Source organism: Marinobacter sp. SS21 (assembly GCF_028369065.1).
Lineage (GTDB): Bacteria > Pseudomonadota > Gammaproteobacteria > Pseudomonadales > Oleiphilaceae > Marinobacter.
In genome coordinates, this window is record NZ_JAQNDA010000007.1 from 1 (window position 1) to 14707 (window position 14707).

A 14707-nucleotide genomic window follows, 5' to 3' on the forward strand; every position below is an offset into this window, starting at 1 on the left:
ACCGCCGAAACCTCCCGGCTACCTCGTTCAAGGTGGCGCGCATTTTACCGTGCTGAGCCACCTTGTCAACCGCTATTTTGAAGAAAGTTGAAACTCAAAATCTTCAATAAAACCAAGCGGTTGTCTTTCGATTTCCGGCCCGCTTAAGTGGCGTGCCCCTCGAAAGAGATGCGCATTCTACAGACCTCAGCGGAGGTGTCAACGAGGTTTCGAAAATATTTCCATATTATTTCAATCCCCGTAAAAACCGCCGCTTTCACTGCCATATCCGGCCAATCCTTAGCCACCATTCTTAGTATAGCCCAGACCTAACGGGACGACCGCCGAGCACGACGAAGCAAAACCCGAACCGGGCCAGACAGAGCATAGACCAAGAACCCGCTGAACAGCACAGTGCCCGGGTCGAGCGCCACCACAACAAAGATCAGCACCACCAGCAGAATGGCCGCGAACGGTACCCGACCACGCAGATCGAGATCCTTAAAGCTGCGGTAAAGTACGTTACTCACCATCAACACCCCAGTACCGCCAACCACCACAATAGTGAGCGCCGTCAACCACCCCGCCGGCTCATAGGCATGAAAGCACCAAACCAGACCGGCCACACAGGCCGCTGCAGAGGGACTGGGCAAGCCAACGAAAAACTTCTTGTCCACGGAGCCGATCTGCGTGTTAAAGCGCGCCAATCGCAAGGCCGCGCCAGCAACATAGATAAACGTCACCGCCCAGCCAAACTGATCCAGGCTGTTAAGCGACCAGAAAAAGGCCACCAGGCCTGGCGCTACGCCAAAAGCCACCATATCGGCCAGACTGTCGTATTCCTCGCCAAACTTGCTTTGCGTGTTGGTCATTCTCGCCACACGCCCGTCCAGCCCATCAAGGATCATCGAAACAAAGATAGCAATAGCAGCGTTTTCAAACATGCCATTGGCCGCCGATACGATGGCGTAGAAACCCGAAAACAGGGAGGCGGTGGTCAACGCATTGGGCAGCAGGTAGATCCCCTTCCGCCGTACCGGCGCCCCGCCCACCAACTCTTCTTCGACCACTTCACCATCGGCATGCTCGTGTACCGGCTCATCGCACCCAGAGGCATCGGGCTTCAGTTCATGTTCAGACTTGTCGTTCTTGGTTGTCATTCCAGCCATCCTGAATGTATTTGGAGGGAAGTATAGCAGCCACTCCAGGCCACCCAACCCCTCATCCCAGAAGGAAATTTCCCCGCCCAACGAAAAACGCGGCCATCAAGGGCCGCGCTTTCCTGAACCGCCGTGAGGCTTAGTTCTTTTCCTTGTCCACGATCTTGTTGGACGCGATCCAAGGCATCATTGCACGCAGATTCTCACCAACCTGCTCGATCGGATGGGCCGCATTGTTACGACGGGCCGCCGTCATGGACGGGTAGTTGTGAGCGCCTTCGGAGATGAACATCTTGGCGTACTCACCACTCTGGATACGCTTCAGCGCATTCCGCATGGCAGCGCGTGACTCGTCGTTGATGACTTCAGGACCAGTGACGTACTCGCCATACTCCGCGTTGTTGGAGATGGAGTAGTTCATGTTGGCAATACCGCCCTCGTACATCAGGTCAACGATCAGCTTGAGCTCATGCAGACACTCGAAGTACGCCATTTCCGGCGCGTAACCCGCTTCGGTCAGGGTTTCGAATCCAGCCTTGACCAGTTCAACAGCACCGCCACACAGCACCGCCTGCTCGCCGAACAGGTCGGTTTCGGTCTCGTCTTTGAACGTAGTTTCGATGATACCGGTACGACCGCCACCAACACCGCTGGCATAAGACAGAGCGACGTTCTTGGCATTGCCGGACGCGTCCTGGAAGATGGCAATCAGATCAGGAATACCTCCACCCTTCACAAACTCAGAGCGCACGGTATGACCAGGCGCTTTCGGAGCGATCATGATGACGTCCAGATCCTTACGCGGCACGATCTGGTTGTAGTGGATGGCAAAACCGTGGGCGAAGGCCAGAGTGGCGCCTTCCTTCAGGTTCGGCTCGATCTCTTCCTTGTACAGCTGCGCCTGAAACTCATCCGGCGTCAGGATCATAATCACATCGGCAGCGGCAACAGCAGCGGGAACTTCGCTGACGTTCAGGCCATGGGCCTCAGCCTTGGCGATAGAAGACGAACCCGGGCGCAGACCCACAGTGACATCGACACCGGAATCTTTCAGGTTGCACGCGTGCGCGTGCCCCTGGGAACCGTAACCGATGACGGCTACTTTCTTACCCTGGATGATGGAAAGATCACAATCCTTATCGTAATAAACCTGCATGATAAACCTCTACTTTGTGTTGGCAATGCTGCCATGTTTCAACACTGAATCCTAAACCGGGAAGTCAGATGCTCAGAATTTTCTCGCCTCGGGCGATCCCGGACACCCCGGAGCGCACCACTTCCAGCACGCCCGCCGTACCGACCGCCTGGATAAAGCCATCCAGCTTGTCGCTATCCCCGGCCAACTGAACGGTGTACACCGAGCTGGTGACATCAACGATCTGACCACGGAAGATGTCCACGGTGCGCTTGATCTCCGCCCGCTGGGACCCGGTCGCCTTGAGCTTAATGAGCATCAGCTCACGCTCGATGTGAGAACCCTCGGTCAGATCCACCAGTTTAACCACCTCGATCAGCTTGTTGAGCTGCTTGGTAATCTGCTCGATGACTTTGTCCGATCCCGTCGTGGTGACGGTCAAGCGCGACAGGGTCTCATCCTCGGTGGGGGCAACCGTGAGGGTCTCAATGTTGTAGTTGCGCTGAGAAAACAGGCCGACCACCCGCGACAACGCGCCGGGTTCGTTCTCCAGCAGTACTGAAATAATACGACGCATGGTGATCAGACCCTCTCCGTTTTGCTGAGCCACATATCCTTCATCGAACCACGGGCCACCTGCATGGGGTAGACGTGCTCGAAGCGGTCAACGTAGATGTCCAGGAACACCAGCTTGTCCTTCATGGCCAAAGCCTCTTTCAGCTTGGGCTCCAGATCTTCTTTCTTGTCAATGCGAATCCCTACATGGCCGTAGGATTCAGCCAGCTTGATGAAGTCCGGCAGGGATTCCATGTAGGACTGGGAATGGCGCGACTCGTAGTTCATGTCCTGCCACTGCTTGACCATGCCCAACGCCTGATTGTTCAGATTGATGATCTTGACCGGAAGATCGTACTGCTTACAGGTAGACAGCTCCTGGATGTTCATCTGGATACTGCCCTCGCCGGTAATGCACAGCACTTCGTCATCCGGGAAGCTCAACTTGACGCCCATGGCCGCCGGCAGACCAAAGCCCATGGTGCCCAGACCTCCGGAGTTAATCCAGCGATTGGGTTTGTCAAACTTGTAATATTGGGCGGCGAACATCTGGTGCTGCCCTACATCAGAGGTCACGAAAGCTTTGCCGTCGGTGAGCCGCCACAACGCCTCGATCACCTCTTGCGGCTTGATGACGTCCGGATTGGTTTCGTAACGCATGCCGTGGAAGGCCCGCCACTCATCGATCTGCTTCCACCAGGCCGCCAGCGCCTCGGCATCCGGCGTTTCCTTGGCCTCTTTGACCAGGCTCAGCATTTCCTTCAGCACCGCGTCCACCGGACCAACAATGGGCACGTCGGCCTCTATGGTCTTGGAAATGGAGGCAGGGTCGATATCGATGTGAATAATCCGCGCCCCGGGACAGAATTTTTCGGTGGCGTTGGTGACCCGGTCGTCAAAGCGTGCACCGACACAGAGAATCAGGTCAGAGTGGTGCATCGCCATGTTGGACTCATAGGTGCCGTGCATGCCCAACCAGCCCAGGTGCTGCTTGTCGGTTGCCGGATAACAGCCAATTCCCATCAGCGTGTTGGTGATGGGGTAGCCCAACGTCCGCACCAGCTCGATCAGCTGTTCTGAAGCCTTACCCAGAATCACGCCGCCGCCCGCATAGATCATCGGCCGCTTGGCCGCCAGCAGCATATCGACTGCTTTTTTGATCTGGCCGGCATGGCCACGCACTGCTGGATTGTAGGAACGCAGCTTGACCTTCTTGGGGTACGAATATTCGTAACGCTCGTTCGGCGTGGTCATATCCTTGGGAATATCCACAACCACCGGTCCGGGACGGCCGGTCGAGGCGATGTAGTAGGCCTTGCGAATGACTTCGGGAATTTCTTCCGGGTGGCGAACACTCAGGTTGTGTTTCACAACCGGGCGGGAGACACCGATCATATCGGTCTCCTGAAAGGCATCTTCGCCGATCAGGCTCGATGCCACCTGGCCACACAACACCACCATGGGGATGGAATCCATAAATGCGGTGGCGATGCCAGTAATCGTGTTGGTGGCTCCAGGACCCGAGGTCACCAGTACGGTACCTGGTTTTCCGGTGGCACGGGCGTAACCATCGGCCATATGGACCGCAGCCTGCTCGTGTCGAACCAGAATATGCTTGACTTTGTCCTGCCTAAACAGCGCATCATAAATATGCAGCGCTGCACCACCTGGATAGCCGTAAATGTACTCGATCCCTTCATCCTGCAGGGAACGGATCAGCATGTCGGCGCCAGACAATAACTCCACGTTTTCTACCCTCTGCTACGAGTGAATGTTCCGGGGTTCGGCCCCGGTTGCCCGGATCTCCGGCATCTGAGCTTCTTGTGGAAGCCGAACCGGATGTTCCGCCACACCATTAGACGAGAGGTTGTCTCCTGGCCAACCGCGCTCCTGAGGGTTGCGGAGAGCGGCCAATCAACGGGTTGCACGAATGCAACAACCATTTGCGTCCACGACGCAAAGTGTTCAGTGTGGTAATTAACGGGGGATACTTGCTCGGGATTGCCTGCCGTATTGACCCCTGCCTTCAGGCAATCGGTAATTGTGACAGCGCGAAACTCCCTGTCAATAGCGCCAGCCAAGAGATTCCACCAGCAAGCGGAGCAAAGCTTTGCCATACTGTGTGTAATCTGTGAAGCAGGAAATTGCACAGCGCTCTGCAAAACCCGCACAATAGTCGGGCAATCATTATAAGGAGTCGCTTAAGACTCCAATACAAAGCGGGTTCCCTCAACTACCTGCGATCAATCAATAGATCACGAGTATAGGCATGAACAGCAGATCACTACTTCTGGCAGTTGTTGTTGCTATTGCGCCCGGCGCCGTCATCGGCGAATCCGTATACAAATGGACCGATGAAGACGGTATTACCCATTTTGGTGACCGCCAGCCTACCGGCACCCGAGCAGAAACCGTGAACATCCGAACCGGTGGCTCGACCAGCAGGGTTGAAAGTCAGAACCCTCAGGATCAGGTCGAAGAACTGGAAGGACGGCAGCAGGATGCTGCGGAACGCCGTCGCCTGGAGGCGGTTGAAGAGGCCCGCCAAAAACAGCGCATCGCCAACTGCGAAGCCGCCCAAAGTAACCTGAGAATCCTGAATTCCACCAGCCGGATTCGAGTCGATGAAGATGGCGAACAGCGCTACCTGGCGCCGGACGAGATCATCGAAAAGCGCAAATCCTTTGAGCAGATTGCGCAAGAAAATTGCGGTCCGGAATCAGGCGAATAACGCTCGCTGGCATAGCCGCACACCGCTATCCACCAAGCTACGCTTGCGCAACAAAGGGGGCTCCTGCCCCCTTCGAGCGGGCTTAAGCTTTGGTAAACTCCAGCTCATGCCCTGCCACGGATGCCTGAATGCTGTCGCCAGGGATAAACTCGCCCTTAAGCAGCTGCTGCGCCAGGGGGTTCTCGATCATTCTCTGGATGGCTCGCTTTAGCGGCCGCGCGCCGTACACCGGGTCGTAGCCCACTTCGGCCAGCAGATTCATCGCATCGTCCGACAGCCGCAGCGACATGTCCTGATCCTTCAGGCGCCGGTTGAGAAGATCGATCTGTACCTTTGCGATGCCATGAATCTGCTCGCTGCCCAAAGGATGGAACACCACCACCTCATCAACCCGATTGATGAACTCAGGCCGAAAATGGGTTCCGACCACCTCCATCACGGCCGACTTCATCGCCTCGTATTGCGCCTCCCCAGCCTTTTGCTGGATGATGTCGGAGCCCAGATTGGAGGTCATGACAATCACCGTGTTGCGGAAATCCACGGTGCGGCCCTGGCCATCGGTCAAGCGACCATCCTCAAGCACCTGCAACAGTATGTTGAACACGTCGGGATGGGCCTTCTCTACCTCATCGAGCAATAACACCGAATAGGGACGGCGGCGCACCGCCTCGGTTAGGTAACCGCCTTCCTCGTAGCCCACATAGCCGGGCGGAGCACCAATCAACCGGGCTACCGAATGCCTCTCCATGAACTCCGACATATCGATGCGCACCATGGCCTCTTCGGTATCAAACAGGAATGAGGCCAATGACTTACACAACTCGGTTTTGCCCACCCCGGTCGGCCCCAGAAACAGGAAGGAGCCGTTGGGGCGATTCGGATCGGACAGACCGGCGCGGGAACGCCGCACCGCGTTGGCTACCGCCTCCACCGCCTCGTCCTGACCAATCACCCGTGCGTGCAGCGCGTCTTCCATCCGCATCAACTTGTCGCGTTCACCTTCGAGCATCTTAGACACCGGAATGCCGGTCCACTTGGACACCACCTCGGCAATTTCCTCGTCCGTCACCCGGTTACGCAGCAACTTCATCTCCATCATTTCGGCCTGGCTCGCCATATCCAGCTGGCGCTCCAGCTCCGGAATGCGGCCGTACTGCAGCTCGGACATCTCCGCCAGGTTGCCGGCTCGGCGAGCATTCTCCAGATCGATTCGAGCCTGCTCCAGCTGGCTCTTGATCTTCTGGGAGCCTTGCAGCGCCGCCTTCTCGGTGTTCCACACCTCTTCCAGATCGGCGTACTCGCGCTCAATAGTGCCGATGACGCTCTTGAGTTCGTCCAGCCGTTTCTTGGACGCGGCGTCGGTTTCCTTCTTCAGCGCCTCCCGCTCGATTTTCAGCTGAATCAGGCGGCGCTCCAGTCGATCGAGGGCTTCCGGCTTGGAATCCATCTCCATGCGAATCTGGCTGGCGGCCTCGTCCACCAGATCGATGGCTTTGTCCGGCAATTGGCGGTCGGTGATGTAGCGATGGGACAGTTTGGCCGCAGCGATAATAGCGCCGTCGGTCACTTCGACCCCGTGATGCACCTCGTAACGCTCTTTGAGCCCCCGCAGAATCGCAATGGTGTCTTCCTCGTTAGGCTCGGACACCAGCACCTTCTGGAAACGCCGTTCCAGTGCGGCATCCTTCTCGATGTGTTCCCGGTATTCATCCAGAGTGGTGGCCCCAACGCAGTGCAATTCCCCCCGCGCCAGCGCCGGCTTGAGCATGTTACCGGCATCCATGGAGCCTTCGGCCTTACCTGCCCCGACCATGGTGTGCAGCTCGTCAATGAACAGGATAATCTGGCCCTCCTGCTTGGCCAGCTCATTCAACACCGCCTTGAGGCGCTCCTCGAACTCACCGCGGAACTTGGCACCGGCAATCAACGCACCCATGTCCAGCGACAGCACCTGCTTGCCCCGCAGGCCTTCCGGCACCTCACCGTTGACTATGCGCTGCGCCAACCCCTCAACGATGGCGGTTTTCCCCACCCCCGGCTCGCCAATCAGCACCGGGTTATTTTTACGTCGACGCTGCAACACCTGAATGGTGCGACGAATCTCGTCGTCGCGACCAATCACCGGATCCAGCTTGCCAGCCTCTGCCCGCTCGGTGAGATCAATGGTGTACTTGCCTAAGGCCTGGCGATTCTCCTCCGCAGACGCGTCGCTGACTGCCTCGCCGCCACGCACCTGCTTGATGGCGGCCTGCAGTGCCGCCTTATCGACACCCTGGGTTCGCAACAACTGGCCCAGCACGCCGCGATCTTCCAACGCTGCCAACAGCACTAACTCACTGGAGATAAATTGGTCGCCGTGCTGTTGCGCCAACTTGTCGGCAATGTTGAACAACCGACCAAGGTCATTGGACATGGACACGTCGCCGGCCGAGCCCTGAATCTCCGGCAGCTTGTCGATTTCCGTCACCACGGCCTGGCGAAGTCGCCCCGGCTCCACTCCGATCTGCTTCAGCAAGGGCTTGATCGAGCTGTTGTCCTGATCCAGCAGGGCCAGCATCAGGTGGAGCGGTTCGATGAAATTGTGATCCTTGCCGACCGCAAGAGACTGGGCATCAGCCAGTGCCATTTGCAACCGACTGGTGAGTTTGTCGATTCTCATGTTGTAGGAGTCCCCGATGTCTTCAATGCAGTCTGGTTAATGGAGGCGCCACGATTACCGGAGCCGAGCAAACTGCAGATGGCTTTGAAAGTATATGTAAGGACTGTGCCAAGGACTTCAAGCGGGAACCGAAGTAAAGCATCGGTGGATAGATCGGGGTCAACGATTCAGCGGCGGTCGAGCCAGATAAAGCTGGCCATCCGGCCCGTCACCCCGTCCCGTCGGTAGGAATAGAAACGGCTGGCATCGGCCACCGTACAGTCATTGCCGCCATACACCTGCACCACCCCCATTCGCTGCAGGCGCTGGCGAGCCAACTGGTAGATATTGGCCAGATAATGCCCTGGCCGGTCCGGGCTCGGCCGGAAAGCCAATTCAGCCTCACTGGCCTGCCGAGCAAAGGCGTCGCGAACCTCACCGCCAACCTCAAAATGCGCAGGGCCAATGGCGGGCCCCAGCCAAGCCAACAACCGCTCCGGCGGGCACGCCAGCGCGGTGATCGTGCGTTCCAGCACCCCCGCGCACAGCCCCCGCCAACCGGCATGGGCCGCCGCCACCCGGGTTCCACCCTGGTCACAGAACAACACCGGCAGGCAGTCGGCGGTCAGCACCGTGCAGGCCAGCCCAGGCTCGGAGGTTAGGCTGGCATCGGCATCGGGCACACCGTTGACTGGCAGGTGGACCACCTCGGTGCCATGGACCTGGTTCAGCCAGTAGAAGCGATCCGCGCCGATTCCCGCCCAGTGCGCCAGACGCCGACGATTTTCCTGTACGTGGGCAGCCTCATCCTGGACATGACTGCCCAAATTCAGGGACGCCCAGACAGTCTCGCTGACACCGCCCAGACGGGTGCTGCAGCCGGCCCGCACCCACTCCGGCGCGGGCCAGTCGGGCAGCAGCACCGTCAGCTCAGAAGTCACGTTGTTCCAACTCATCCCGGTGCACTCGCAACGCCGCCAGCAGCGCCACTATGTCCTCCGGTAGGGGCGTTTCCCAGCTCATGAGCTCGCCCGTGGCCGGGTGCTCCAGGGTCAGTTTACGGGCGTGCAGCGCCTGACGGTGGAATCCGCCAAGCCGGTCCCGCAGCTCCTCGGTGGTTCCTTTGGGGAGGCGGATGCGTCCGCTGTAGGCAGGATCACCCACCAGCGGATGCTTGATATGGCTCATATGAACCCGGATCTGGTGGGTACGACCGCTCTCGAGCTGGCACCGGACATGGGTATGGGCCACGAACCGCTCGATCAGGCGATAGTGGGTCACCGCTGGCTTGCCGGTCGCGACCACCGCCATTTTCTTGCGATCCCGGGGATGACGACCGATAGGCGCATCCACCGTGCCTCCGCCGGTCAACGTGCCCACGATAACCGCTTCGTACTCTCGCCCCATGGTGCGGGTTTGCAGCTGATCCACCAACGAGGTATGGGCAATCAGGCTGCGGGCCACCACCATGATGCCGGAGGTGTCCTTATCGAGGCGGTGGACGATCCCAGCCCGGGGTAATTTGTCCACTTCCGGTGCATGATGCAGCAAGGCGTTGACCAGGGTACCATCGGCATGGCCGGCGGCCGGATGAACCACCAGCCCCGCGGGCTTGTTGATCACCAGCAGATGCTCATCCTCGTAGACCACATCCAGCTCGATCGATTCCGCCTGCCAGGTGACCTGGGCTTCCGGCTCGGCATCCAGTTCGAGGCGGTCATTCAACATGACCTTGTCCCGCGGTTTGCAGGACGTCCCGTTCACCGTCAGCTCCCCGCTCTTGATCCAGCTTTGCAGCCGCGATCGCGAGTGCTCAGGCATCAACGCCGCCGCCGCTTGATCGAGACGGCGATCGCTGAGCTCGGGAGGAATTACATAGGATTCGGTGATGCGATTGTCAGAGGTCATTAAGGGCCCGGTCGGTTGAGTAAAAATTACGTTTCGGTCAGTTTTTTAAACGCCAGCGCAGCCAATACTGCACAAGCCGGGTCAACCCCGCTACAATGGCCGATCATTAATGGCCGATCACTCGGCTCCGATCATTATACGGGATTCCGGCATGAGATCAGTTTTTCGCGTCATTCTTCTCGCCAGCCTGGCCCTGGTGCTTAGCGGCTGCGCCAGCAAGTCACAGGAGGAAGTCCTGCCGGAGAAGAGCTACTACGAGAGTGCCCGGGAGGCGATGAATTCCGGCAACTTCAGCGAGGCGGAACGCAATCTCGACTTCCTGGAAACCTACTACCCGTTCGGTCGCTATGCCGAACAGGCACAGCTCGATTTGATCTATGCCCGCTACCAGAACCTGGATCTCGAGGGCGCCCGCGCTGCCGCCGACCGCTTTTTGCGCCTCAACCCCCAGAGCGAACACGCGGACTATGCCCTGTACCTGAGGGGCGTGGCCTCTTACAACCTGGACATCAGTCTGGCCGGGCGTTACTTCCCCATTGACGTCAGCGCCCGGGACCCCGGTGAGCAGCGCCAGGCCTTTCAGGATTTTTCGACCCTGCTTAACCGCTACCCTGACAGCGAGTACGCCGCCGATGCTCGCCAGCGCATGATCGCCATCCGCAACCGCATGGCCGATCTGGAACTGCAGTCCGCGCGCTATTACATCAAACGGGAAGCCTACCTGGCCGCCAACAACCGTGCGCGCTATGTGTTCGAAAACTTTTCCACGACGCCCGCCGCCGAAGAGGCGCTGATCATCCTGGCGGAGACCTATCAGTTCATGGGACTTGAGGGCGCGGCCAACGACGCCATCCAGCTGCTGGCCATCAATTTCCCGAAGAGCGAGGCCTTCACCGCGGACATGCAGTTCCAGCCCAGCCGGCTGAAGCCGCAAAATCGGTCGCTGCTGAACGTGGTGACTTTCGGGTTGTTTGGCGATGAGGAAGACTGAGGGCTGCCTGTAGGATGCGATGAGGCTGGGCCAAATCGCATCACATTCGTTCCCGTCGTGATGCGGTTCGCTGCGCTTACCGGCATCCTACACCGGGACAACAATACCGCACCTAAGACGAAGCCTTACTTGCCGATTTTCCATTTGTTGGTGATGGGGTAGCGCCGATCCTTGCCAAAGCCCCGCTCGGTGATTCTAACCCCAATCGGAGCCTGACGGCGCTTGTACTCGTTCAGGTCCACCAACCGCACCACCCGCTCCACGTCCGCACGACCATAGCCCTCGGCAATGATCGCCTCCGCGCTGTAGTCGCGCTCCACATAGAGATTGAGGATACGATCCAAAACATCGTACTCCGGCAGGCTGTCTTCATCTTTCTGGTCCGGCGCCAGCTCCGCGGACGGCGGCCGGGTGATCACCCGTTCCGGGATCACGGGAGATTGGGCATTGCGGTAATTGGCGAGCCGGTACACCAGTGTTTTCGGCACGTCCTTGAGCACATCGAAACCGCCGGCCATGTCGCCATAGAGCGTGGAGTAGCCCACCGCCATTTCGCTTTTATTGCCGGTCGTCAGCACCAGGGCGCCAAACTTGTTGGACAGCGACATCAACAGCACGCCCCGCAACCGGGCCTGGAGATTCTCTTCGGTGGTATCGGGCCGGGTTCCTTCGAACGGCTCGGCCAGGGCGGCCATGAAGGCATCGTACATCGGCTCGATCGAAAACACATCGTATTGCACGCCAAGGGCCCTGGCCTCGGCTTCGGCGTCTTCCAGGCTCATGCCCGAGGTGTAGCGGAACGGCATCATCACCGCTCGTACCCGGTCCGCGCCCAGCGCATCCACCGCCACCGCCAGCGTCACCGCCGAATCAATACCACCGGACAAGCCGAGCACCACCGATTTGAAACCGTTCTTGTTGACGTAATCCCTTACCCCCAGCACCAGCGCGCGATAGACGTTTTCCTCCAGCGAGGGCTCGGCGATAGCCGGCTGGGACACCGGCTGACAGTGGTGTTCGACCAGAAAATCCACCGGATACAGGCCTTCGACAAACTGCGGCGCCTCGACGGCCAGCTCGCCCGAGTGGTCGTACACCATGGAACCGCCGTCGAACACCAGCTCATCCTGACCGCCCACCAGATTGGTGTACACGATGCTGACCTGATTTTCCCGCGACTTACGTTCCAGCAACGCCTTACGACGGGCTTGTTTGTCGATATCGTACGGCGAGGCGTTCAGATTGAGGATCAATTTGGCACCAGCGGCAGCGGCATCCTCAACCGGCCCCTCGCTCCAGATGTCCTCACACACGGTAATCCCTACCGGTACCCCGCACAGCTGAACAACGCCAGTGTCCGAGCCGGCTGCAAAATAGCGCTTCTCGTCGAACACCTGATAGTTAGGGGGGAACCGCTTATGGTAGCGGTGGGTGATCTTGCCCTGTTCGATGACCAGGGCGGCGTTGTACAGCAGCCCTTGCAGGCGTAGGGGCGCACCGATGACAATGGCGGTGGGCAGATTGGCCTCCACCAGGGTGTCCAGCGCCTCCTGGATGCGAAGGTCCAGACTGGGGCGCAACAACAAGTCCTCCGGCGGGTAGCCGGTAAGGCACAACTCGGGGAAGACCACCACGTCGGCACGGTATTCGGCAGCGCCCTTAACAGCAGCTTCGATCACCAGCTGCGTATTACCCGGAATGTCCCCCACCAGAAAGTCCACTTGGGCCATTACCACCCGCAAATTAGGGACTGTGGAATCCGTGGAAACCGGATTGGAGGACGTTGCCATAGGTTGCTCCTGTAACTCATTGCCGCTAAAAGGCTATTATAAACCCGACCTGCTTCGGATTTCCTGCTTTTGGGTATAGGATCGCGCCACAACATGACTACCACTGTCGCGTCGCCAGCAGCGGCCACTACTGAGCCATACCAATGGGATCAGCGCCGCAAGCTGTTCCGTATCTACAACCACTACCGCGTTGCCATCAGCCTGTTGCTGGCCGGGCTGGTGTTTCTCGACCCGGCAGAGTTTGGCGCCGACTTCTACCTGCGAGACTATTATCAGGTGGGCGTGTTCAGCTACCTGTCGCTGAATGTCTTCATCGCCTTGCTGCTACTGGCCGGTTTCAAACCCCAAGCCCGCCATATCAGTTTGTCGATATTGATGGACATCCTGATCCTTCACGGCTTTCTGCTGTTTACATCGGGTATCGCCAGCGGATTGGCCAACCTGATTATCGTATCCGTGGCCGCCGGCAACATCCTCTCCCCTACGCGAATTGGCACGCTCTATGCAGCTCTGGCAGCGATTTGTTCGCTCGGTTTGGCCAGCTGGACCATTCTGGCCATGGACCTTCGGGTCGACGTGATCGTGCGCGCAGGCACCCTGGGCATACTGTATTTCGCCGCGGCGTTCCTGCTGCAGAACATTACCCGGCGAATGGCGCGGAGTGAAGCGCTGGCCAGCGATCGCGCCCAGAGCATTCAGGAACTGGAGCAGATCAACCAGCAGATCATTCAGCGCATGCGCACTGGCATCGTGGTGGTGGACCCTCAGGGCCACATCCGCCTGGCCAATGCCGCAGCCGAGGAACTGCTGTTCGGCCAGCCCAGCTCCGAGCACCCACCAAAGTCGTCCAAAGGCCGCACCCTGCCGGGACCGTTGCGGCAGCGGCTGGCGGATTGGCAGCAACACCCCCAGCAGCGCTGGGAACCGTTCCAGGCCACCGACACCTCTCCCATGCTGCAGGCGAACTTCACGCGACTGGATCACGAAGGGGGTGAACATATCCTGGTGTTCGTGGAAGACATCAGCAAGGTCACCCAACAGGCACAACAGATGAAACTGGCGTCCCTGGGACGCCTCACCGCCGGCATTGCCCATGAAATCCGCAACCCGTTGGGTGCCATCAGCCACGCCTCCCAGCTCATGGCCGAGTCCCACCACCTCGACGTCGGCGACCATAAAATGCTGGACATTATCCAACGCCACTCCCGGCGGGTGAACAGCATCATCGAAAACGTGCTGGAACTGTCTCGCCGACGGGCCGCCAACACCGACCTGGTGGCTGTCGACAGTTGGCTGGGGGAGATTCTGGAAGATTACCAACAGACCCGGGAGACTCAATTCGACGAGCGTGTCGACATTGAGCTTCAGCTCGAGCCGGATCTGCCACCGGCTCGCTTTGATCGCAGCCAGCTGGAGCAGGTTTTGGTTAATCTGTTCGACAACGGCTTGCGGTACAGTAAACAACACACCGGGCGGTCTACCCTCACCGTGCGTGCCGGCATCACCGACGACGGAGAACGCAGCTACATTGACATTCGCGATGCCGGTCCCGGCATTGCGGACGAAAATCGCAACTCAATCTTTGAGCCGTTCTTCACAACCGACAAAAGCGGAACGGGGCTGGGGCTTTATCTGGCCCGGGAACTGTGCGAGGCTAATCAGGCCCACCTGTCACTGCTGGAAGATGATCAACCGGGCTGTTGCTTTCGAATCACTTTCGCGCACCATGGCCGACTGATTTAGCCGCCCTTTGCCCAATCCAGCCAGCGACGCCAGCGTAATAGCATTAATCGTTACCATGAGTAGTAAATCGCAGTAAC

At 58.7% G+C, this 14707-nt stretch carries 11 protein-coding genes; 3 read left to right on the forward strand and 8 right to left on the reverse strand.

All coding sequences use genetic code 11. The annotated features are described in order from the left end of the window. Window positions 1-308 precede the first annotated feature (308 nt). The 4 genes from pssA to N6L25_RS10595 form a co-directional block, all read right to left on the reverse strand. A complete protein-coding gene (gene pssA, locus N6L25_RS10580) occupies window positions 309-1139 on the reverse strand; it encodes a CDP-diacylglycerol--serine O-phosphatidyltransferase (protein ID WP_271980015.1) in 831 nt (276 codons plus the stop codon). Window positions 1140-1278: 139 nt separating this feature from the next. Next, window positions 1279-2295 carry a ketol-acid reductoisomerase gene (gene ilvC, locus N6L25_RS10585; RefSeq protein WP_271980017.1) on the reverse strand — a complete coding sequence of 339 codons (1017 nt, stop codon included), beginning with the start codon at window positions 2293-2295 and terminating at the stop codon, window positions 1279-1281. Between the two features lie 64 nt (window positions 2296-2359). Further along, window positions 2360-2851 carry an acetolactate synthase small subunit gene (gene ilvN, locus N6L25_RS10590; RefSeq protein WP_271980019.1) on the reverse strand — a complete coding sequence of 164 codons (492 nt, stop codon included), beginning with the start codon at window positions 2849-2851 and terminating at the stop codon, window positions 2360-2362. 5 nt (window positions 2852-2856) lie between these two features. Then, window positions 2857-4575, reverse strand: a complete 1719-nt coding sequence (locus tag N6L25_RS10595; RefSeq protein WP_271980021.1) for an acetolactate synthase 3 large subunit — start codon at window positions 4573-4575, stop codon at window positions 2857-2859. Between the two features lie 523 nt (window positions 4576-5098). On the opposite strand from N6L25_RS10595, the gene N6L25_RS10600 reads away from it, so the two are divergent. Then, window positions 5099-5560 carry a DUF4124 domain-containing protein gene (locus N6L25_RS10600; RefSeq protein WP_271980023.1) on the forward strand — a complete coding sequence of 154 codons (462 nt, stop codon included), beginning with the start codon at window positions 5099-5101 and terminating at the stop codon, window positions 5558-5560. Window positions 5561-5642: 82 nt separating this feature from the next. Here the strand turns inward: N6L25_RS10600 and clpB are convergent, their stop codons facing one another. The 3 genes from clpB to rluD all read right to left on the reverse strand — a co-directional run bounded on the left by clpB (window position 5643) and on the right by rluD (window position 10106). Further along, the gene (gene clpB / locus N6L25_RS10605) at window positions 5643-8219 is read right to left on the reverse strand and encodes an ATP-dependent chaperone ClpB (protein WP_271980025.1); all 2577 of its coding nucleotides are present in this window, start codon (window positions 8217-8219) and stop codon (window positions 5643-5645) included. 167 nt (window positions 8220-8386) lie between these two features. Continuing rightward, window positions 8387-9154 carry a peptidoglycan editing factor PgeF gene (gene pgeF / locus N6L25_RS10610; RefSeq protein WP_271980027.1) on the reverse strand — a complete coding sequence of 256 codons (768 nt, stop codon included), beginning with the start codon at window positions 9152-9154 and terminating at the stop codon, window positions 8387-8389. Further along, the gene (rluD, locus tag N6L25_RS10615; RefSeq protein ID WP_271980029.1) at window positions 9129-10106 is read right to left on the reverse strand and encodes a 23S rRNA pseudouridine(1911/1915/1917) synthase RluD; all 978 of its coding nucleotides are present in this window, start codon (window positions 10104-10106) and stop codon (window positions 9129-9131) included. The genes pgeF and rluD overlap by 26 nt, the downstream gene beginning before the upstream one ends. A 151-nt stretch (window positions 10107-10257) precedes the next feature. Between rluD and N6L25_RS10620 the strand changes: the two genes are divergently transcribed. Next, window positions 10258-11097 (forward strand): outer membrane protein assembly factor BamD, encoded by an 840-nt coding sequence (locus tag N6L25_RS10620; protein ID WP_271980031.1) that lies wholly within the window; start codon window positions 10258-10260, stop codon window positions 11095-11097. A 125-nt stretch (window positions 11098-11222) separates the two neighbouring features. Here N6L25_RS10620 and N6L25_RS10625 read toward each other — a convergent pair whose 3' ends face one another. Further along, complete coding sequence (locus N6L25_RS10625) at window positions 11223-12887, reverse strand: NAD+ synthase (RefSeq protein WP_271980033.1); 1665 nt, start codon at window positions 12885-12887, stop codon at window positions 11223-11225. A 93-nt stretch (window positions 12888-12980) separates the two neighbouring features. On the opposite strand from N6L25_RS10625, the gene N6L25_RS10630 reads away from it, so the two are divergent. Continuing rightward, the gene (locus N6L25_RS10630) at window positions 12981-14630 is read left to right on the forward strand and encodes a sensor histidine kinase (RefSeq protein WP_271980035.1); all 1650 of its coding nucleotides are present in this window, start codon (window positions 12981-12983) and stop codon (window positions 14628-14630) included. The last annotated feature ends 77 nt before the right edge of the window (window positions 14631-14707 follow it).

Bases quoted from the DNA above. Each gene is read 5' to 3' on its own strand.
- pssA (WP_271980015.1), bottom strand. From the start codon at position 1,139: ATGACAACCAAGAACGACAAGTCTGAACATGAACTGAAGCCCGATGCC.
- ilvC (WP_271980017.1), bottom strand. From the start codon at position 2,295: ATGCAGGTTTATTACGATAAGGATTGTGATCTTTCCATCATCCAGGGT.
- ilvN (WP_271980019.1), bottom strand. From the start codon at position 2,851: ATGCGTCGTATTATTTCAGTACTGCTGGAGAACGAACCCGGCGCGTTG.
- N6L25_RS10600 (WP_271980023.1), top strand. From the start codon at position 5,099: ATGAACAGCAGATCACTACTTCTGGCAGTTGTTGTTGCTATTGCGCCC.
- clpB (WP_271980025.1), bottom strand. From the start codon at position 8,219: ATGAGAATCGACAAACTCACCAGTCGGTTGCAAATGGCACTGGCTGAT.
- pgeF (WP_271980027.1), bottom strand. From the start codon at position 9,154: ATGAGTTGGAACAACGTGACTTCTGAGCTGACGGTGCTGCTGCCCGAC.
- rluD (WP_271980029.1), bottom strand. From the start codon at position 10,106: ATGACCTCTGACAATCGCATCACCGAATCCTATGTAATTCCTCCCGAG.
- N6L25_RS10620 (WP_271980031.1), top strand. From the start codon at position 10,258: ATGAGATCAGTTTTTCGCGTCATTCTTCTCGCCAGCCTGGCCCTGGTG.
- N6L25_RS10625 (WP_271980033.1), bottom strand. From the start codon at position 12,887: ATGGCAACGTCCTCCAATCCGGTTTCCACGGATTCCACAGTCCCTAAT.
- N6L25_RS10630 (WP_271980035.1), top strand. From the start codon at position 12,981: ATGACTACCACTGTCGCGTCGCCAGCAGCGGCCACTACTGAGCCATAC.